Below are 20,751 nucleotides of genomic sequence, written 5' to 3'. Positions count from 1 at the left end.
AAGGTAGCTGGTCTATATGAACGGCTACCTTCGTTGCGCTAAAGGACACATTTTCCCTTAATCTATATAGAATTGAAGATGAGATAGCAGGAAATCTTGCAACAGCTAGGGAATACCAAATTATGGATTTATAAATGTATATGAAAGGTTGATCTTAGTTTATGAATGACCGTAATCTCATCTTCGTAGCAAAAGCGAAAATGATGCTTGTACAACCTCTGCTGCTTACCCTGATCGTTATACTTGTGGTCAGTAGCCTTACTGCCTGCGATAATTCCACCGCAGGCAAGACAGCAAGTAAATCTGCGCAGCCGACTATAGTGACACCTGTGGTAGCGCAAGCATCGGGCAGCATTTATCTGTACGGTGAAGCACACGGCGTAGCCAAGATATTGGACAAGGAATATAAATTGTGGTCTCAATACTACCATAACGAGGGCATGAGGCACTTATTCGTCGAGCTGCCCTATTTTACCGCCGAATACTTGAATCTATGGATGCAGTCGGACAATGATGATATTTTAGAGGAGATTTATGATGATTGGGAACGGACACGTAGTCACAACCCTGATGTCAAAGAGTTCTACAAAAAAATAAAGAGCGAGTGTCCGGAGACGATTTTCCACGGCACAGACATCGGGCATCAATATGAAACTACCGGGAGCCGCTATTTATCTTATCTTGTGGCAAACGATCTGGGAGAATCGGAGAAGTATACTTTAACAATGGAAGCGATCCGGCAAGGCCGTGTTTTTTACAGCAAAGAAGACGGCGTATATCGGGAAGACACGATGACGGAAAACTTTATTCGCGAATTTGAGAAGTTGGGCAATGAGAGCGTTATGGGCATTTACGGCTCAGCGCATACCGGGCTTGATGAAATGGACTATAAGACCCAATCCATCCCTTGTATGGGCAATCAATTACAGGAGCATTATGGCGATAACATTTATTCTGAGAACCTAAGTTGGATTGCTAAAGATATTGAGCCATCCAGAGTAGATTACATCTCCTTACAGGGCAAGGAATATGCAGCATCTTATTTTGGTAAGCAGGATTTGAACGGGTTCAAGGATTACGCCTATCGAGAATTTTGGCGATTGGAGGACGCCTATGAAGATATCCAAGACCTTCCACTGGTGGACAATTATCTTCCTTACGATAACTATCTGATGCCGATAGAAGTAGGCCAGGTCTTTGTGGTCAACAGCACCAAAACAGACGGTTCAGTGCAAAGAGATTACTATCTGTCTAGCGGCCAAGTTGTGGAGGGTGTGAACTCAACACAACAATTCACAGCAGAGTGACGATCAGTAATATGATGATTATCTCAAGTACAACACGCTTGCTCATGCATCGGGCGTTCATAAAAGCTAATTGGGAAAATTGTCACGTGCCGAAAATGAGTGCTCGGTTGATATAAGAGTGGCTCCAAAATTCACCGCTTCAACCAAAGTGGTGAACCGTAGGTATGGGTAAGTTTTTTACTGATTGCATTACGCTAACGGGACACGTTAGTTCAATAAACATGATAAGGCAGCCCGTCAGTCAATGCGATCAGCTGCCTTCATTCAACTACCGGGAAGTTTTGTACAAGAGAAAATGATGAAGTGGAATAAACACGTTCAGTACTGATGGATGAAAAAGGTGAATATATGGATTCAAATGAACTAAAACCTTTAATGAACAACACAAAATGGGAAGAAATAAGACAAGCAATGCTCAACTATGCCTTTCCAACCAAATGGAGGATTAAAGACATTGATACTGGCTATATCAGCCTTTGGGATGGAGATTGGTATTACCATTTTTCAGATGGTGGTTACAAATTTATTGAGTGGTTAGAAATTCATGCTGAAAATGACTCGATAAATGCTGATTTAATTCAAATCTTGAAAAAAATACATGTTCCAGGTGAAGTAACTACCGACTCCATCATAATTTATGGATATAACAAAACTAATGAATTCATTGATTATATATAATACGCTTCACCTCAATGCTTCCAAACACAAAGTACAGTTTGACCATTAAATGTATATCTGTATATAAAAGAAAAAACACTCCTGACAATGGAGTGTTTTATTATTATTCAAATTTATTTGAAGTCCATGTAGCAATTCCATTCATTGGACATGCAACAACTAGCCAGTTATCAGATTCTACTCCCACCTGCCAACATTCATACTTCTCATGAAAACCAATAACAAATAGTATGCTACCTGATTCAAAGCTTATAATTAAATGTGGAGTGCTGTCTCCCAATTGTATATCTATAATCTTTTCACGTCTCATCTTTATGATCTGACTGTATTTTTCTTCCTCAGAAACATCTGCAATTTGACTTTCATTACTAGGGTATTGAGAGGGAACTGAATCCAATATAGTCCACTTTGATTCAATGTTCAGGTACAGTTGACCAGCTAAATCATCGAAGCCTTCATACTTAGTTAAATAAACTTGAGTAGCACCACTTGATACTCCAAATCTAAGACCATCAATTTTTGCCCCAATACAAAGATGTTTAAGAACTTGTTCAGCGAAGTCCCTATTTTCTTTATTCATTCCGTTCCCCAGCTCTTTTCATCCACGTATAAGCCCGAATCATTACACCATATCTTGGATTTGTTGGTGTTGGCTTTTCGCTTCAAATTTCGCGTTTTGGCATTTTGCTCTCATCCATGTACAGCAGATTCCAGCGGTGACCGTCCAGGTCGGCAAATCCTGCGCCGTACATCCAGCCGTCAGTCTCACTTGGCTTGCCAAAGATGTTTCCTCCAGCAGCCTCTACTTTTTGGACAAAGGCATCTACTTCTTCTCTGCTTTCAGCACCAATGGAGAAGATTACTTCAGCGCTATGGGAAGTATCTGCGGTTTTTGAACCAGTAAATTTCTCAAACGCCGCATCCGGGAACAGCAGAATTGTTGTTTGACCTATAACAAGCTTAGCTCTCTCGTTACCAACACTCACCGCTTGGAATCCAATCTCATTGAAAAAGGCAGTTGACCTCTCAACATCTTTGACTGGCAGGTTAATCCAAATCTCCTGTGACATGGCTGTAGCCTCCTAATATATTTTCATTCCTACTATACTCTACTTCTGGCAGCAGAAGCGATCTCTTTCGCATCTCACCTTTAGTTGAAATACTCGATAGTTTTCTCAATAAATGCCTTGGCCGATTTTGTCAGAAAACGGTCGGACCGATGAATGATCTCAAAGTGACGATATGGCGGATCGTCTGTAATTCGGATGCAGCGTAGTGTTGGTTCATTCATTGCTTGGATCAAACGGTAAGGCAGCAATGTTCCTCCGACGTTGGCTTTCACCAAGCTAATAATGGAAGTTGCCGAACTGGTCTCCATGATCGTATTTAAGCTGAATCCATATTTTCGGCAATAGCCATCAACCAATTCTCTGCCTGTAAATCCTTCGGGGAACATCACAGTTTGGATATTACGCAGTTCCTGGATTACAATCGTGCTTCGTTCAGCCCAATCATGATTCTCAGAAACGACAAGTACATATTCTTCACTGCACAAGGGAATGCGTACAAGCCGATCATCTGGAGCAGAGGTGATCTCGATCCCGATGTCTACTTCATTATCCAGTACTTGATTCAAGACGTAGATCGAAGAGATAAGCTTCAGCTGCACCTTGGGGAATCGCGTATGAAAATTTACGAGCAATGGGGTGAGCCGATAGTCCAGATCGGAAGGGAGAACACCAATTACCAACCGACCTCGTTGATCATTGCGTAATTCAGCTAACGCATCCTGGGTATTCTGTAAATGCCGAATCATCTGTACACAGTGCTCCAAAAACAGATTTCCTGCTTGAGTCATCACAATCTTTTTGCCGACTCGGTCAAATAAGGGAACTCCGAGTTCATCCTCAAGCGCGCGTATTTGTTGACTCAACGTAGGCTGAGATATGCCAAGCTTCTCAGCTGCTCGTGTAAAATGAAGCTCCTCACACACAGCAATGAAGTTTTCCATCTGACGAATCTCCATATGAATGACCTCTAATCATTGGTTTTAGTAATCATTTTAATAGAAACTATAGTATTGTTCAATCATTCTAATGATTCTATACTTAATCGTGCCCTCCCAAAGATCTGCTATTAACAAATAGGATCATGGGAGAATGCATCGATACTACTACCATGAGGTGATTCATAATGAAACTTTTTTATATCGTCTTGGCGCTTATCCTGGCTTCACTGAATTTACGACCACCCATTACATCCATTTCTCCTCTAATGAGCATCATTCAGAATGATTTGGGTATAAGCGGGATTACCGCCAGTTTGTTAACCGCACTTCCGGTATTATGCATGGGCATATTTGCTCCGTTCTCTGTACGATTAAGCAGAAGGTGGGGAAATGAGGGCGCAATTGTTCTGGCTTTAATCCTCATTGGGGTAGGTACGGGATTACGATGGTTTGTTGGTACAACTCCTTTGATGATGTTCACTTCTTTTCTTTCCGGTGTAGGAATTGCATTGGCAGGGCCGCTGTTGTCCAGCTTCATTAAGCAGTATTTCCCTGACCGAGTGGCATCCATGGTGGGTATTTACTCTACAGCGATGGTGATGGGGGCCAGCATTAGTGTGGGACTATCGGTTCCGCTACAGTATACATTGGGTGGTTCGTGGAGAGGCTCGTTGGCTGTATGGGCATTACTGGCAGTCATTGCATTGCCGATTTGGTTGAGATTAGCCTGGTCTGCGCGCACAGATCGACAATCCGGTAAAATCTCGAGTGTACTTAATGCACCACTTCCGGTGAACAATAGACGTGCCTGGGTGCTGACATTATTCTTCGGGCTGATGGCAGCGATCTTCTATTCGTTGACCGCTTGGCTTGCGCCAGCAATCCAAAGCCAGGGGTATAGCCAAGAGACTGCCGGCAAAATCCAAACTTTATTTACCTTGATATCGCTGCCCTCTACTTTGTTCATTCCGATGCTTGTACATCGTTACCAAAGACGTGTATTCTGGCTTGTCGGGTGTGCAATATTAGAGTTGACGGGTGTCTTGATGCTGAACCTATCCGTTAGCCCCTGGCTTGCGGCGATTCCACTCGGTATTGGAGCGGGTGGGCTGTTCCCGATTGCACTGATGTTGCCCATTGATGAAACAAGTAATGCTCAAGAAGCTAGTAGCTGGTCCGCAATGACCCAATCTGGTGGCTACATTCTCGGAGCGCTTGGGCCGCTAGCGATTGGCTGGCTCCACGATGCAACAGGCAGCTTCGTTCAAGCATTCTATGGTTTGTCTGTAATCATCGTGCTTCAGATTATCGTTCAAATGGCTATAGGAAATAAAAAAAGTTCTCCATCCATTTCTCGTCTCCATTAAAGGTTTCGTGTGATACTTCATGTTGATCAATTAGTGAAGTTGTGCTTGCATGGACCTATGAACGTACGTGGTGTAATTCAACTAGCAGGCAGGATAATGGAAATGAACTGTAGAAAAAAACCTATAAATGAAAGTGACAAAAGTGGAGAATTCTACCGACAGTTGAATAAAGCGCCTATGAAAATTCAACCACCGCTTGATAGGATTGCGTTTGAGGAAATGCTATGCTGTTTTCGACAGTGCGCACTGTACATTTTGTTTTATTGGAGGTATACAATGCTCGACTTGCGTAAAATTGGAGCTTATATTTCGAAGCTTCGCAAAGACCAGGATTTGACCCAATTGGAACTTGCCGATCAACTGAATGTAAGTCATCAAGCGGTATCGAAATGGGAACGGGGCGACTCGCTACCGGATATCGGAACGCTTCCGCAGTTTGCGAGGTTATTCGGCAAAACGGTAGACGACATTTTAAATGCAGGAGACAACTCAGAAAATCGGGAGCACCAGCACCTAGGAACGATCGTTGAGGAGATCGCAGAGAACAGGCCGGACCAAGTTGCAGAGATGGTCAATACCGGTGAGATGAAGGTGGAAGAGCTTGTAGAAGTAGCACCGTTTGTAAAAGCAAGCGCTCTGCATAAGGTTACAGAACGATTAGACAGCAGCGTCCTTAAGTTAGACGTGATCATGCGGCTGGCTCCGTTCCTTGGAACAGATACATTGGATGAACTGGTTCGTCAGGCAGAAGAGGGCGAAATTATGTGGAATGCCATTACTGGACTCGCTCCGTTCGTCAGCAGCGACACATTAAGCCGACTGGTAGATAAATCGATTGACGGTTCCTTAGAAGTGCACAATCTTGTTGGAATTGCCCCGTTTCTTGAAAGAGAACATGTAGATCGGTTGGTTCAACAAGCAGAAGAGGGTAGCTTGAGCTGGCATTTCGTTCAAGGGCTGGCACCCTTTATTAGCAGAGAAACGTTAAGCCGCTTGGTAGACCGGGTTGCAGATGGCACTATTGATGCTAACCGGATCATAAGCCTCGCACCTTTTCTGGACAGGGAAAATCTCGAGAAGTTAATTAGTGGAGTCGAAGCTGAACATCTTAGCCCAGATCTGCTGGCAAGCCTTGCTCCTTTCGTCGATCAAGGGACATTGAGTAGAATGGTGACAAACTTATTAAATAAAGTAAAGTAGACACGTATATCGGAGATTGGTGATGCATAGGCAATGGCATTAAGCTAACGGGAAACGCTAGTTCCATAAACACGATAAAGGCAGCCCGTCAGTAAATGTGATCGGCTGCCTTTATTCAACTAACGGGCAAGTTACCTTAATAAACTAAGTGGTGGATAAAATATAAATATAAGAGTTCTCTCCCGAACTATTAGAAAAAGTCATGGTACGATGTCCTTATTCGGTTGTTTCAGGGGGAGTGAGGAGAACATGTTAAATACTCATGATGTTGCAATAGAAGCATTAACTTGTTATTCGATTACTTATCAATCAATAGCTCATATTGGCCAAAATGCAAACACCATCTATAAAGTGACAGATAAGGAAAGTAACTGCTATAGTTTGCGGATACATCTATCAAAAAATGATTCGATGGAAAGTATTTGGTCTGAGGAAAAAGTCATTCATTCAGAAATGATTTGGCTGCAATCATTAATAAATGATACTGATCTGGTGTTACCGTCACCTATAAAAAATAACATTGGTGAATATGTTACTAAGATAGCTGACATGAACTGTACATTGGTAAAATGGGTAGAGGGTGAACAAAAACAATTTGTTCCAACAGTCAATGATGCCGAGTGCGTAGGTGAATTGATCGGAAAGCTTCATAAACAATCATCTATTTGGAAGGTTCCGCAATCATTTACTAGACCATCCTTTGATAATACTAGAATTTCGCAATCATTAGAAAAGCTCAAACAGCTTGCCGACGGTGGTGAGCTCAATAAAAATGATGTGGGAATTCTGCAATTGGCCGGTGAGCGTGCAATTTTAATGATGAACGATATAGAAAGAACGCCTGGCAACTGGGGGATAATTCACGCAGACTTGATTCCAAGTAATTATGTGTTTCATAAACAAGAAGCTAGAGCCATTGATTTTGGAGCTTGCGGGTTCGGATATTATTTATTCGATTTAGGTTGGGCACTTTCTTATATCCACCCAGCGTTCAGAAGCCAGTTGCTAGAATCATACGCCAAACAATTCGACCTGCCTCATAACTATGTTCAACAGTTAGAAGGCTTCTTTGTAGCTGCCCAACTCGAAACAATGAATTTTTGGCTTGGGTTGCCTGAATCTAATGAGTGGTTACCCAGTCATATTAGTAGATTATCAAGTCGGGAATTTAAGTTATATGTAAATAAAGAAAAATTTCTTTTTAGTGGGACTCCTTACTGGGAGTAGTTTGTTCCACTAACGGGAAACGTTGGCTCAAATCACGATTAGCCAGCTGCGTGATCAGCTGCCCTTTGCGCGATCTTGATCGTATCGGACCGTATCGCAGCTATTCCAGCATATGGGTTCATATTGCGAAGGTTTCGGACTGTATAGCTCTTATTGCCCTTGATTTGCGTAGAAAAGAAGTACATTTGAGGGGATAGCTGCAACTGAGTCCGATAGTTTGGCAAAACGAGCTGAATTGTGGAAATAAGAGCAACTGAGTCCGAACAGTTGGTGAAAAGAACGCCGCCTGCCAAATTTGCTCCTAAACGTGCTACCCAGTGTTTAAACTAGCCGTCTATAGCTCAAGCTATCTACACCGTGCGCGGAATTAGCTACCTATAGCCCAACCTAGCTACTCCGTGCGCAGAATTTGTTACCTGTTGCTCAAACTAGCCGCCTATGTCTCGAAACTAGCTGCCCTTTGCGCGATCTTGATCGTATCGGACTGTATTGCAGCTATTTCAGCATATGGGTTCATATTACGAAGATTTCGGACTGTATAGCTCTTATTGCCCTTGATTTGCGTAGAAAAGAAGTACATTTGAGCGAATAGCTGCAACTGAGTCCAATATTGTGGCAAAACGAGCTGAATTATGGAAATAAGAGCAACTGAGTCCGAACAGTTGGTGAAAAGAACGCCGCCTGCCAAATTTGCTCCTAAACGTGCTACCCAGTGTTTAAACTAGCCGTCTATAGCTCAAGCTATCTACACCGTGCGTGGAATTAGCTACCTATAGCTCAAGCTAGCTACTCCGTGCGCGGAATTAGCTACCTATAGCCCAACCTAGCTACTCCGTGCGCAGAATTAGCTAACTACAGCTCAAGCTATCTACACCGTGCGCAGAATTTGTTACCTGTTGCTCAAACTAGCCGCCTATGTCTCGAAACTAGCTGCCCTTTGCGCGATCTTGATCGTATCGGACCGTATTGCAGCTATTTCAGCATATGGGTTCATATTGCGAAGGTTTCGGACTGTATAGCTCTTATTGCCCTTGATTTGCGTAGAAAAGAAGTACATTTGAGCGAATAGCTGCAACTGAGTCCGATAGTGTGGCAAAACGAGCTGAATTGTGGAAATAAGAGCAACTGAGTCCGAACAGTTGGTGAAAAGAACGCCGCCTGCCAAATTTGCTCCTAAACGTGCTACCCAGTGTTTAAACTAGCCGTCTATAGCTCAAGCTATCTACACCGTGCGTGGAATTAGCTACCTACAGCTCGAGCTATCTACACTGTGCGCGGAATTAGCTACCTATAGCTCAACCTAGCTGCACCGTTCGCGGAATTAGCTACCTACAGCTTAAGCTATCTACACCGTGCGTGGAATTAGCTACCTATAGCTCAAGCTAGCTACTCCGTGCGATAATTGAAGGATGGGCAAAGGTGAAAACGTTTATTGGCTTATAACGCACCAATTAAACCTTGGAAAGAAGCTTAATATAAACAAGAAGGCAGCCGATCAACACGATCAGCTGCTTTTGTTCATCTAAGAGTAATTTCTCAAATAAATAAAAGCATCCTTGACTTTCCCCTGCACGGGAAACTGTATACTCACCTTATGTTATAGATTGGAGATGATATTTTGTTCAAAATTAGTGCATTTTCTAGGCTAAGCAAGGTATCCTTAAAAACACTGCGTTATTACGACCAGATTGGCATACTAAGGCCGAAAAAAGTGGATCAGGATACGTGCTACCGTTACTATTCCGCAGATCAGCTCCTTGAGCTCAACCGAATTTTAATCTATAAGGAATTGGGTTTTACATTGCCTCAAATTAAACAGCTGCTTCAGGAAAATATTTCATTAGAAAACATTCAAGGCATGTTTAAGCTGAAAAGAAGCGAAATCCAGCATATCATCGATACGGAACAAGCTAAACTCGTCAGGATTGAGGAACGTATGCAGCTTATAGAAAAAGAGGGGCAATTCGAAACGGGTCAAGAAATCAGAGTCAAAGCAGAGGGTGCTCAATTGTTTCTTTATCAGAAAGCATGCGGGAAAGAAGAGGACATTCCGGATTTGCTTCGTCAATTTGATCAGTTTATAACGACGGAAAATCGTCAATTCATTCAAGGCCCTCAGGTTGTTTTGTGGAAAGAAGTCGAAGGAAAAGAGGATGAGTTTGAGTTTGAAGTCGGGTATTTTTTAACCTGTGAGCTGCGATCATTTCCAGAACCGTTTCAGCTACGGACTCTTCCTCCTGAACCGATGATGGCCACAATGGCTTTTCATTCAAATACTAGTTTTGATTGTGCGGCCTGTGTTCATTTAGCTAAATGGATTGAGAAAAACAACTATCAGATCAAGGAGAACGAACCGGGCAGGGAGTTATATTTACCGTTATCTCCAGAACAAGATGCACAATTCATAGAAATACAAATTCCCATTATAAATAGATAACAGAAGAAGTGGAGTGGGGGAAATTGAAAAATAAACGGATCATTTATATTCTGGCACTGGCTGTTTTTCTGATTGGAACCATTGAATATATTATTACAGGAGTTATTGAGATGATTGCTGTGGACTTGGGAGTATCTACTTCTGAAGTTGGATTATTGGTGACTGTGTTTGCCCTCTCTGCAGCCATTGTCGCTCCGGTTTTGATTGCATTAACGATCAATGCAGATCGCAAGAAACTACTAATGATCACCCTAGGTGTGTTTATTTCCAGCAATGGACTTATGTTTGTAGATCTTGCTTATGAAACAGTACTATGGATACGTATTATCCAAGGGGCTAGCGGAGGAGTCGCTACCGTTGTAGCCATGGCAATAGCGACCCGACTCGTTGAAAAAGAAAAAAGGGGCAATGCCATCGGTATCATTTTGATGGGGCTTAGCAGTTCACTAGTGCTTGGTGTTCCTGTGGGCACATTTTTTAGTGAGATGTTTGGATGGAGAGTGCTATTTGTTTTAATCGGATTATTAAGTATTCTTCCATTACTTATCATCTATAAAAAGGTTCCGGCAATCAAAGAAGAGGAAAAGGTTACCCTCAGAATGCAGCTCTCTATTTTAAAAAATCCAACCATTCTGATGGCCTTGGTTATTACGTTATTTTATGTCGGCGGCTATTCTACACTGTTTACTTATATTACGCCTTTCTTGCAAGCCACGTCCTCTCTTTCCATGACCGAAATTAGCGGTGTTCTGTTCCTGGCAGGCATTTGCAGCTTTGTCGGATCAAAGCTGGGCGGACAACTGGCAGATGCAAAGGGATCGAAATTCACCATTTGTCTCGGGCTCCTGTTACAAGGGACGACACTGCTTTTATTCGCTCTAGCCGGAGTCAATCTGTTGGTTTTAATCTTGGTTTTAATGATTTTTATGTTAGCAACGTGGAGTATTTCCCCGGCCCAGCAACTATATCTGGTTACTCTGGCGCCTCGAAATCCGGACATTGCTCTTAGTGTAAATACTTCGTTCATCCAATTTGGCTTTGCACTGGGATCTGGATTAGGCGGGTTAGTCATCAGTCGTACCTCTGTCCTATATTTGAATTGGCTGGGTTTTGCCGCTGTATGCATAGCTTTACTTCTTGCTAGCTTACTATTTAAAAAAATGAGCAGTAGGACTAAAACTACTATGGTTTAAATAAGAAATGGATTGGAGAACGACAAAGAGAACTTTATCGCCGAATTTTTCCAGAGCCATCTGGGACTGAGTATCAGCATTCCAATTTAATGGACAGAGCTGATGTTGAGTGTTTATTTGATTACTGTCAGATATTAGAAGCGATAACCTCGAAGAATTTATTATTGAAGTCGAATCACATGTCGATTCATTACCTGAACTTTAAGCTAGAGTGAAACGATATCTTAATAAAAACAAGAAGGCAGCCGATCAACACGATCGGCTGCTTTTGTTCATCTAAGAGTAATTTCTCGAATGAATAAAAGCATCATTGACGTTTCTCAGCACGGGAAACTGTATACTCACATTATGTTGTAGATAGGAGATGACACTGCGTTATTACGACCAGATTGGCATACTTAGGACGAGAAAAATGGATCACGATACGTGCTATCGTTACTATTGGATAGTTCATGGCGAGAAGTTTGTCGGCCAAAAGTATTTTGGTGTTCTTGTCCGCGAGGGGTTCAAGGGTGCCCAGAGCGGCTAGCTTGTAGTAAAAGTACCGGATTCTACATCGTGGAGTCAGGCTGCTGTCAGCTGCCAGCTAAGCTAAGTGTAACTCCATTTACGTTACCGATCCCTAGGAAAGTCCATCGAGAGAAAGTCACTGCCGCCAACCCCCACCAATGTTGGCCCTGCCTTTATTTGCGGGGCGCTCCTGAAGACCGGCTATGATGACCCGGATGTAATTCTGATTAAGGTCCATGCCGATGCAGTCCAATACTGGAAAAACAGAAACCTGGCTGAGAAGGTGATGCAAATGTTCAAGCGGATCACCAACCGGGATTCATCTGTAGGTCTCATTTGCTGTGCAGCCGGAAGAAATAAATGTCACGCCTGAGGCTACTCAAGTGTTATATCTATAGAAACAGAAGAAATAGAAGAAAGGAGACCAACGTGGATTCTATGGAAGAGAAGATTAGGAGAATACAGGCCGGAGATGCCCGCCTGTTCTCAGATGTAATCAAGCTGTACCAGCAGCGGATATACCTCTACTGCTTCCGGATGCTGAACAGCAGGGAAGAGGCGGAGGATGCGGTGCAGGATGTCCTGATTAAGGCCTATCAGAATATCGGGCAATACAAGCCGCAGGCGGATTTCGTATCATGGCTCTACAAGATCGCGTACCACCATTGTCTGAATCAGTTGCGGCGGCAGAAATTTCAGTTTCAATTGCGCAAGCTGCTCTGGCAGGAGGTTGCGGTGAACAGTGCCGAACAAATGGTCGAGGACCGCCTGTTCAGCGAGCCAGTCTCGACCGCCCTGGGGAAGCTGAATGTGGAAGACCGGAATTTGTTGATTCTGCGTATTTATGAAGATAAATCGTTTGCGGAAATCGGCGAAATTCTGGGTGTCAGTACGGCTACCGTACGCAAAAGATATGAACGGACCAAAGGCAAGCTTAAAAAGGTGTTGGAGAGAAAGGAGAAACAACTATGGACAAGAGTGAATTAACCTCGGAGGAGCGGTTTCTGAAGCACGGAGACCGGTCCGCCAATTTCATCCCCGTTGATGTTCATGAACAGGTAATGACAGCGCTCGGGCTTGGCGGGATCTTACCTGCTGCAGAAGAGCAGACCCCTCTGCAGACACTCCCGCCAAACGAAGGGGCTCCTAACGTTATGCGCAGGCTAAAGACAGAAGCCGGAACGGGGCGGAGCCGGAGGAGAATCCTGCGGATTCCGGTGCAGGGCTGGGTGGCGGCACTACTTGTAATGGTCTTGTTGGGCGGCGGTTATACCCAGTATTCCGGTGAACTCCGGCAGGGGGCCCAAATTCAGTACAAGGTGCTGCCCTATAAGCCACTTCTGGCAACGAAATCAGGTGGAATGATAGAGAAGCCGAATGAACCCTTGATTCCCTGGCCGACCAAAGCGCAGCTGAGCAAAGAGGATGAACTCTACAAGATGAAATATGCAAAGGGCTACAATGCCATTGAGAAGTTGCTGCTTCCTGGAGAGTATGCCACCTATGTTATCAAACGTGAAGACGGGAAAGAAGAATCTCATCTTGGGTTATACTGCCCGCCGATCATAGTCAAGGACTATTCCACTTATAAGACTAGTGTTGAGAAGCACCACGCTCCCGAAGTGAAGCAACCGGGATATATGCCGGACGGGTATACCTTGGACGAGGCGTTTATCAAGCCTTCTTTTATAAAGGTCGAAGATGACAAGCAGTTTAAAGGTGAAAGCGAGATAGACCTAGGAGACAACTTCCGGATGACTTGGAAACGGGAGAAGGCGGAGAATATTGCCTATGATTCTTCTACACTTGTGTACAAGAAGGGGAAGATTCAGGTGAGAATCAGTGCCTCACGTGTTGATGAAAAAGCTACACCGGTAGAAAGCCTGATGTGGACCAAAACGACAAAGGTGGAGAATATTGATATTGGCGGCAAGCAGCTCATTTATCTCGAACCTTCCAGCAACGAAAAGATTGACCTGGGGTATAAGTATAGACTAGTCTGGTCTGACCCGGAAGCGCAGATCATCTATAATGTGTCGGTTCGCCAGGAGAAATCTGAGTTGACCAGGGATGAGGTCATCCGTATTGCTGCCAGTATGATGAATTAAACGAACACAGATATTACGCTCAGGACTGTTTCGCTATCTATGATAGCGGGACAGCCCTCGAGCGTTTTTTGCATATGCGAAGCACTGCATATTCGTGAGATTTTATAAGAATTCTTGCATTGCTCTCATATGAACTTCCGATTCATATTATTAATGTAGCAATGTAGCAAGATATTGCAGATTATAGCCTCTCGGAATAAGGAGCAGCATGGAGGGGCTAAACCAGAGAAAGTGCATAATTAGAGCTAATAATATCGAAGTTCCGTTAAGCTAACGGGCAGGATTGTTTAGAAAGTCCCTGATTGTATTTACCTATGCTTACTGTTAATCTAAACAATAGAGATGCTAACAAAGGAGCATAAACCTTATCATGTGGAATACTCTGTAAAGATTAACAATTTGAAGGAATGCCTGAAATAGTGACTACACTATTTTATTAGGTGTGCTTTTCTTTAATCTTACAGGGTGTGCAGGGAAAAGTGTATCATATACCCATCCTGCGGATACCTGATGGTATTCGCTTTTATTCGTGGGAAACGCATCTCTATTGATTCCTACCTGTTTATCCTTCTACTAGCGAGTGGAGGAACTTTATTATGCGATCGAAATTAGTCTTGATTGAGGGAATGCCAGGATCTGGTAAAACGACAACTGCTCAGCTCGTTCATGAAATTTTTACGGAAGTGAACATTACATCCCAGCTATTTTTAGAAGGTAATTTGGAACATCCTGCTGATTATGATGGAGTCGCTTTCTTTAAGAAAACTGAATGGGATGAATTATTGAATACCCATAAAAAGTTTAAAGATTTGTTGAGTAATCTAATGATTCAACAAGATAACGATTACTTCCTAGAATATCGGAAAATAAAAAGTGAAGTCTGGTCAAGTTTTCCAGATGAATTGCATCGCGCAGTTTTTAAACATGATATTTATGAATTGCCGCTAGATCAGAATAGGAAACTGATAACAGAACGATGGACGAAGTTTGCGGATCGTGTTTTGTATGGCGTAGACACCTTTGTTTTTGATTGTTGTTTTATACAAAACCCTGTAACTATAGGCATGATTAAACATGGTGCGAAGAAGGAAGACGTTATGAGTTATGTTATTGAACTGGCAACAATTGTAGAGCGGCTGAATCCATTGTTGATATACGTACAGCAGAATGATCTTGATCATTCTTTCAGAAAGGCTGTAAAGGAAAGATCTCAGGAATGGTCAGAGGGATTTATTGAATATTACACGAACCAGGGGTATGGAAAAATACAAAATTATAAAGGGTTAGATGGAACACTGCAGGTTCTTAAAGTAAGAAGGGAATTAGAAGAAGAGATTTTTAACAGATTAAACATTACCAAGATAAAAGTTGATAACTCTTCTTATAATAAAAACGATTATAAGCAAGTTTTAGAGGGCATTTTATCAGAATATTATAAATCAACAAACTAATGAGAGATTGGATTCTAGGGATTGCAGGCTGAAAAAGAGGCAATCTATAAAGCTTACGGGAAACGATAGCTGAGGTGCATTGCCATGGCAATGCTCCTTTTTTATTTGTTGAAGTAACGGGCAGGATTGCTTCATCCACTGTCGAATCCTTTGCTTGAATATTTCTATAAAGGAGGGGATGGAAATTAAGATACGAGAAGTTGTAGCAAATGATTATGCTGAAGTTGTTTTTTTATGGAATGATGTACTTGGTGTTCGCAATGTTAATATTGAAAATTTTCGAGTTACTATGGAAAACATGAATAAGGCTGGGAATTATAAAACATTCGTTGCATTATTTGAAAATGAAGTGGTTGGTTTTGTCACTATAGTTCAGGCGTTATCCGTAGGGTCTTCGAATGGTTATCTACATATTCAAGGGCTTGCCGTTAAAAAGGAATTACAGCATAGTGGGATAGGTACAGAACTACTAAGACACACTGAGAATTATGCTAAAGAAATGGGAATATCAAGTATTATTTTATGTAGCGGATTTAAGCGAACCGACGCCCATGCTTTCTATGTGCATAATGGCTATGACAAAGATTCATACTGCTTTGATAAGATTATTAAACTTGACTAATTTTGAATTAATTTACCGGGAAACGATAACTCAATAATGACACACAGGCAGGTCAGCGTGGGATTTATGTTGTTTATTCAGGAGGATTTTTGATTGTGGGTTATGAACAGGATTTTAAAAAAAGGGTACATGAAGTTATTAAACAGAAACAACTATGTTCAGTTATGAATGACACTAAGTGGGGAAACTTACAAAGTGATGTACTAAATAAACTACCTTTTACCCCTCCATATCAAGCTAAGTATGTCTTAGACGATATACTTTATCCAGAGAACTTCGAAAACGACGTCTGGTATTTAGGGGATTGGATAGAAGGACTTTCACCTTTTTTTTCTGTAGAATGGATACGGGTTAGACCAAGGTATCAGAAGCACAAGGGGAATCTGCTTCCTCCTGAATTAATTGACATAAGTAAAGAATTTCTTTCGATTTTACATGAATTAAGAATTCCGTATAGAGAAGAAAATAATACATTTTTCATTTATGGATATATATCAAATACAGACTACTTTTCAAAGGTAATCAATTAAGCTAACAGGAAACGTTAATTTAATAAAAACATGTAAGCAGCCGCTCAAACAACCGGCTGCTTTTTCATTTAAACTTGGTTTGATTCCGGATAAATAAAAGTTGCAAAAAGGAAAAAGATTGCTATACTAAATTTAAACGTTATTTTAAATGTCATTTAAATCAAAGAAAATATACTTGGAGGTTGCGTATGGAGACAGACAAAAAGTTGGAAACAAAAGAGAAGATTATGCGTGCCACACTGGAGTTGACCAAACAAGAAGGCTTTGAAAGGATCACTATAAAAAAAATTGCAGAAGCCTCAAGCACGAATGTCGCTCTAGTTAACTATTACTTTGGGTCCAAAGAAAACTTGTTTAGCGAGTCCATCAAATTGATATTGAACAGCTTTCAGCATACCTTTGCCATACTTGACGATTTCTCTATATCCTCACGAGATAGATTGAGGCAATTTTTACTGGATTATTTGCAAGTGATCCTTCAATATCCCGAATTGCTCTCCAGAATCATCCTGATGGGCAAGACCGTTTTCTCCTCCCAGCATGAATATGGATCATTTTTGAATCTATTGGGGTTTCCTAAGATACAAAATACTTTAAGAGAGTTAACCGATGAGCAGCAGCCAGAGCACCTGATGACCATGACGATGCAGATTTTTGGAGCGCTTTTTCTACCGGCACTTATGAGTCCTATTCTAGAAACAGGAGCTTCCGTGAAGATTGCACCTATAGAGGAACAGATTGACCTGCTCTTTGCAAGATACTTTCATTAATAAACTCAGATTGAGGTGATTAAATGAATTTTTTAAGAAAATATTGGCAGGATATAGGACTATTCATTGGCATTGTTATATGCATGTATCTTCTAATGAATTGGCAAACAATACCGCGGATCAACAGCATATTATGGTTAAGCTTTGTGGCGATCCTTCTTCATCAATTTGAGGAATACCGCTGGCCAGGGTACTTTCCAGGCATATTCAATATAGCCCTTTTTAAAAGTGAATCCCCTGACAACTATCCATTAAATAAACAGTCGGCAATGATTATTAATGTGGTCATCGCCTATGTGTTCTACTTGCTCCCTGTATTCTTCCCGTCAGTAGTATGGCTGGGGATGGCACCTGTTTTAATGGGCTTTTTCCAAATCATTTTCCATGGAGTCGTCATTAATATAAGAGCAAAAAGCATGTATAATCCAGGATTAGTCTCCGCAATTTTTGTACATTTGCCGGTGGGGATCTGGTACATCAACTACTTATATGAGCATCATTTAATAACCCTCTCAGACTGGATTTGGAGCGCAATTTATTTTGCCATAGCTGTTTATATTTTAATAGTGAAAGGAAATACATGGATGAAAAACAAAAACTCCATTCACAAATTTTCGCAAAAACAATTATGGTCTTTTCATAAGTAGCTCCTCATAACCCACCAGAAGGTTCAGTTGGCCTTTAACTAAACACAGTACATTAATCCTCTCGTTACTGGAGGTTGATACACTGTGTTTTTTTCTGCGGATTTCTTCGTTTGCTTCGCGCTATAGAAAATGTTGAAGTTAATATTCTGTTGAGGATCTCATCACTATCTGTTTACGATTCAGAGTTAGAGTTAGAGAAGGCCAAGCGAAAAAGGAGCTTTCTCATGAACACAGATCCTAAAGTGCTTATTGTAACTTCGGCATTTGGAGACGGGCATCTCAAAGTAGCAGAAGCGATTGATCATTCTTTTAGACGTAGAGGGATCAGCCGGATTGTCACCTTGGATCTTTTCGCTGCAGTCTACCCTACTCTGAATGAGCTGTCCCGCAGATTCTACCTGAACAGCACAGGTTATACTCAAGAATTTTATGGATTAGTGTACAAGTTGACGAGCAAGATGAACCCAGACCAGTTCATGGGCAGATGGATTCATTCTATGGGCAAGCGGAAAGTGCAAAGGATCATCGACGAGATCGGACCGGATATTATCATTCATACCTTTCCTTATTTGGCCGCTGCAGAGCTTGCATCAACAAAGGGGAGACGGATCCCCCTTTTCACTGTCATGACGGATTATGTGGTTCATGGCAGATGGCTTCATCCACAAACCACAAAGTATTTTATCGCTACGGAAAGCATGAAAGAAGAACTGATGTCATTAGGTATTGCTGAAGAAAAGCTTGTGGTTAGCGGGATTCCGATTCGTGAAGCTTTTGAACAGACTCAGGAACGTGAAGCCCTTTTACGTAAGCACGGACTAGATGGAAATCGGCATTATCTATTACTTGCGGCAGGGGCTTACGGTGTGTTGAGTGATATTAACCATTTAATAATAAGGGCGCTGCAGCAATCAAACTTTGATGTAATGGTATTGTGCGGGAATAATCATAAGCTCCAGAAGGCTACGGAAGAGCTTTTTCAAGAGAATCCTCGGGTTCACATACGGGGTTATACAGAAGAAATGCAGGAGCTAATGTGCATATCCTCCTGTCTGTTGACCAAAGCAGGGGGGATTACCTTGACTGAGGCGATGGCTCTAGCACTTCCTGTAATTGTCTATCGTCCGCTCCCCGGTCAGGAGGCAGGTAATGCAGAATGGTTGTCTGAGCACAATTTAATAGAGATTGCCCGAAACGAGGAGCAGTTAGTAGAGCAGCTTCAGAGATTGGAGCATCTGGGGTACAGGGATGAAAAGGTGCAGGATATGAAGAACTTTTCCCGGAAATCAGCCGCGGATGCTATCGTTACTGAGGCTTTAGAGGTTATCAAGCTGCGGCAGCCGTCTGTTTCAGCCGTAAAATCTATGGTTGTTGAAGGGCAGGCGAAGACGATTCATGGATATTATTAGCAAGGTAGAAAGACCACGCGTTGTGGGTCCTCTAATTGGAGGCTGGCTCGGAAGCTCGGGGAATGAATTGCTGCCTTTTCAAGTAAGCACCTGTTTATTTGATTATAATTATTTATTACCAGATAAAGGATCGATAAGATGTTATTATTTGTATGGGTGAATTTATTGGAAATGGTGCTTTATTGTCATTGGGGAGGTCAAAATGTACACGAATCAGAAGATAGAGGATATTTTGCATGAAATGCTAATCAAGCTTGTGGAAAATGAAAAGTTTCCGGGATTAGCGACCGGAATCGTAAAGGACAACCAAGTTCTGTTTACTGGTGAATATGGGACGGCAAATTTATCGACGGGTGATCCTGTAGTTCGTGGCACTTTGTTTCACCAAGCCTCTGTCTCCAAAACCTTCGTAGCAACCGCCATTATGCAATTAGTTGAGCGTGGTAAGGTAGAATTGGATTCTCCCATCACTAAATATCTGTCATATTTTAAGTTAGAGGATGAGCGGTATCAAAATATAACAATAAGACAGCTTATGAATCATACCTCCGGTATGCCTGATGAGGAAGATTACGCGTGGGACCGCCCTCAATACGACGAGCAAAGTCTTGAACGATATGTAAAAGGGATAGGTCACCACAAGCTGTTAAGCCAACCGGGAGAGAAATTTGCCTATAGTAATATAGGATATGAGATCTTGGGAGATATGATAGCAAAAGTCAGCGATATGAGCTTCGAGCAGTATATGGAAAAAAATATTCTGAAACCGACAGGAATGCAGTCCAGTTCTTTTCTTAAACAGGAGGTTGAAGCTTATATTGCTGCACCTCATGTGCTTGGAGCTACCCATGAATGTGGTGGCTGCGTTAGTAGTGTTTTTCCATATAACAGGGCTCATGCACCTAGCTCCACTTTATATACCCATGCCGAAGATATGTGCCAATATCTGCTGATGCATCTAAACGGTGGAACAGCCGGGAACGGCAATGAAGTCCTCCAGCTAGGTAGCTATAATGAAATGTGGAAACCTCATGCACAAACGGGCTATGATCCGGAAAATGCACAGATAGGGTTAGGCTGGTTTCTAGGAGAATATAAGGGTTCTCGTATTCTCTCACATTCCGGCTGGGATACTGGATTCTTGAGTAATTTGTTCCTGCTTCCCGATAAAAAAATCGCTATTTCTGTTATGAGTAATTGTGACTATGTCAACATGGGCAGCGTATGCTTCCCAATTCTTGATCTGTTGCTTGGCTCCAATATTTAAAACGAGTCTGTAAATGATTT

The 20,751-nt window shown here is 42.1% G+C and carries 19 protein-coding genes; 16 read left to right on the top strand and 3 right to left on the bottom strand.

Annotation, left to right across the window (positions count from 1 at the left end):
- Nucleotides 1–161: 161 nt before the first annotated feature.
- Together MHH50_RS22440 and MHH50_RS22435 are read left to right on the top strand one after the other, a co-directional pair.
- Nucleotides 162–1,307: a hypothetical protein gene (locus MHH50_RS22440; protein ID WP_340033414.1), complete on the top strand. Its 1,146-nt coding sequence runs from the start codon at nucleotides 162–164 to the stop codon at nucleotides 1,305–1,307.
- A 327-nt stretch (nucleotides 1,308–1,634) separates the two neighbouring features.
- Nucleotides 1,635–1,985 carry a DUF6678 family protein gene (locus MHH50_RS22435; protein ID WP_218640935.1) on the top strand — a complete coding sequence of 117 codons (351 nt, stop codon included), beginning with the start codon at nucleotides 1,635–1,637 and terminating at the stop codon, nucleotides 1,983–1,985.
- Between the two features lie 103 nt (nucleotides 1,986–2,088).
- On the opposite strand, the gene MHH50_RS22430 is transcribed toward MHH50_RS22435, so the two are convergent.
- The 3 genes from MHH50_RS22430 to MHH50_RS22420 all read right to left on the bottom strand — a co-directional run bounded on the left by MHH50_RS22430 (nucleotide 2,089) and on the right by MHH50_RS22420 (nucleotide 3,996).
- Nucleotides 2,089–2,565, bottom strand: a complete 477-nt coding sequence (locus tag MHH50_RS22430; protein ID WP_340033412.1) for a hypothetical protein — start codon at nucleotides 2,563–2,565, stop codon at nucleotides 2,089–2,091.
- 82 nt (nucleotides 2,566–2,647) lie between these two features.
- Nucleotides 2,648–3,055, bottom strand: coding sequence for a VOC family protein (locus tag MHH50_RS22425; protein WP_076130260.1), 408 nt, complete (start codon nucleotides 3,053–3,055; stop codon nucleotides 2,648–2,650).
- A gap of 80 nt (nucleotides 3,056–3,135) precedes the next feature.
- Nucleotides 3,136–3,996 (bottom strand): LysR family transcriptional regulator, encoded by an 861-nt coding sequence (locus tag MHH50_RS22420; RefSeq protein ID WP_248548368.1) that lies wholly within the window; start codon nucleotides 3,994–3,996, stop codon nucleotides 3,136–3,138.
- A gap of 182 nt (nucleotides 3,997–4,178) precedes the next feature.
- Here MHH50_RS22420 and MHH50_RS22415 point away from each other — a divergent pair, with 182 nt between their 5' ends.
- From MHH50_RS22415 to MHH50_RS22350, 14 genes are all read left to right on the top strand, one after another.
- On the top strand, nucleotides 4,179–5,360 hold the full coding sequence (locus MHH50_RS22415) for an MFS transporter (RefSeq protein WP_340033411.1): 1,182 nt from the start codon (nucleotides 4,179–4,181) through the stop codon (nucleotides 5,358–5,360).
- Nucleotides 5,361–5,636: 276 nt separating this feature from the next.
- On the top strand, nucleotides 5,637–6,560 hold the full coding sequence (locus MHH50_RS22410; protein ID WP_076130257.1) for a helix-turn-helix transcriptional regulator: 924 nt from the start codon (nucleotides 5,637–5,639) through the stop codon (nucleotides 6,558–6,560).
- A gap of 249 nt (nucleotides 6,561–6,809) precedes the next feature.
- The gene (locus MHH50_RS22405) at nucleotides 6,810–7,787 is read left to right on the top strand and encodes a phosphotransferase (RefSeq protein WP_340033410.1); all 978 of its coding nucleotides are present in this window, start codon (nucleotides 6,810–6,812) and stop codon (nucleotides 7,785–7,787) included.
- Between the two features lie 1,618 nt (nucleotides 7,788–9,405).
- Entirely contained in the window at nucleotides 9,406–10,224 is an 819-nt protein-coding gene (locus MHH50_RS22400; RefSeq protein ID WP_340033409.1) for a helix-turn-helix domain-containing protein, read from the top strand.
- 23 nt (nucleotides 10,225–10,247) lie between these two features.
- Nucleotides 10,248–11,417, top strand: coding sequence for an MFS transporter (locus MHH50_RS22395; RefSeq protein ID WP_340033408.1), 1,170 nt, complete (start codon nucleotides 10,248–10,250; stop codon nucleotides 11,415–11,417).
- 948 nt (nucleotides 11,418–12,365) lie between these two features.
- A complete protein-coding gene (locus MHH50_RS22390; protein ID WP_076279283.1) occupies nucleotides 12,366–12,914 on the top strand; it encodes an RNA polymerase sigma factor in 549 nt (182 codons plus the stop codon).
- A complete protein-coding gene (locus tag MHH50_RS22385; protein ID WP_076308969.1) occupies nucleotides 12,896–14,035 on the top strand; it encodes a DUF4367 domain-containing protein in 1,140 nt (379 codons plus the stop codon). The genes MHH50_RS22390 and MHH50_RS22385 overlap by 19 nt, the downstream gene beginning before the upstream one ends.
- A gap of 596 nt (nucleotides 14,036–14,631) precedes the next feature.
- Entirely contained in the window at nucleotides 14,632–15,486 is an 855-nt protein-coding gene (locus tag MHH50_RS22380; RefSeq protein ID WP_340033407.1) for a hypothetical protein, read from the top strand.
- 178 nt (nucleotides 15,487–15,664) lie between these two features.
- The gene (locus MHH50_RS22375; protein ID WP_076279211.1) at nucleotides 15,665–16,108 is read left to right on the top strand and encodes a GNAT family N-acetyltransferase; all 444 of its coding nucleotides are present in this window, start codon (nucleotides 15,665–15,667) and stop codon (nucleotides 16,106–16,108) included.
- A 95-nt stretch (nucleotides 16,109–16,203) separates the two neighbouring features.
- A complete protein-coding gene (locus MHH50_RS22370) occupies nucleotides 16,204–16,638 on the top strand; it encodes a DUF6678 family protein (protein WP_339188022.1) in 435 nt (144 codons plus the stop codon).
- 188 nt (nucleotides 16,639–16,826) lie between these two features.
- Complete coding sequence (locus MHH50_RS22365) at nucleotides 16,827–17,408, top strand: TetR/AcrR family transcriptional regulator (RefSeq protein ID WP_076184227.1); 582 nt, start codon at nucleotides 16,827–16,829, stop codon at nucleotides 17,406–17,408.
- Nucleotides 17,409–17,431: 23 nt separating this feature from the next.
- The gene (locus MHH50_RS22360) at nucleotides 17,432–18,055 is read left to right on the top strand and encodes an HXXEE domain-containing protein (protein WP_076281346.1); all 624 of its coding nucleotides are present in this window, start codon (nucleotides 17,432–17,434) and stop codon (nucleotides 18,053–18,055) included.
- Nucleotides 18,056–18,279: 224 nt separating this feature from the next.
- The gene (locus MHH50_RS22355; protein ID WP_340033406.1) at nucleotides 18,280–19,464 is read left to right on the top strand and encodes a glycosyltransferase; all 1,185 of its coding nucleotides are present in this window, start codon (nucleotides 18,280–18,282) and stop codon (nucleotides 19,462–19,464) included.
- Nucleotides 19,465–19,666: 202 nt separating this feature from the next.
- Entirely contained in the window at nucleotides 19,667–20,731 is a 1,065-nt protein-coding gene (locus MHH50_RS22350; protein WP_340033405.1) for a serine hydrolase domain-containing protein, read from the top strand.
- Nucleotides 20,732–20,751 lie beyond the last annotated feature (20 nt).

It is taken from the genome of Paenibacillus sp. FSL H3-0302, from assembly GCF_037982245.1.
In the GTDB taxonomy this organism is placed as follows: Bacteria; Bacillota; Bacilli; order Paenibacillales; family Paenibacillaceae; genus Paenibacillus_AQ; species Paenibacillus_AQ odorifer.
This window is presented reverse-complemented; position numbering and strand designations above follow the sequence as displayed.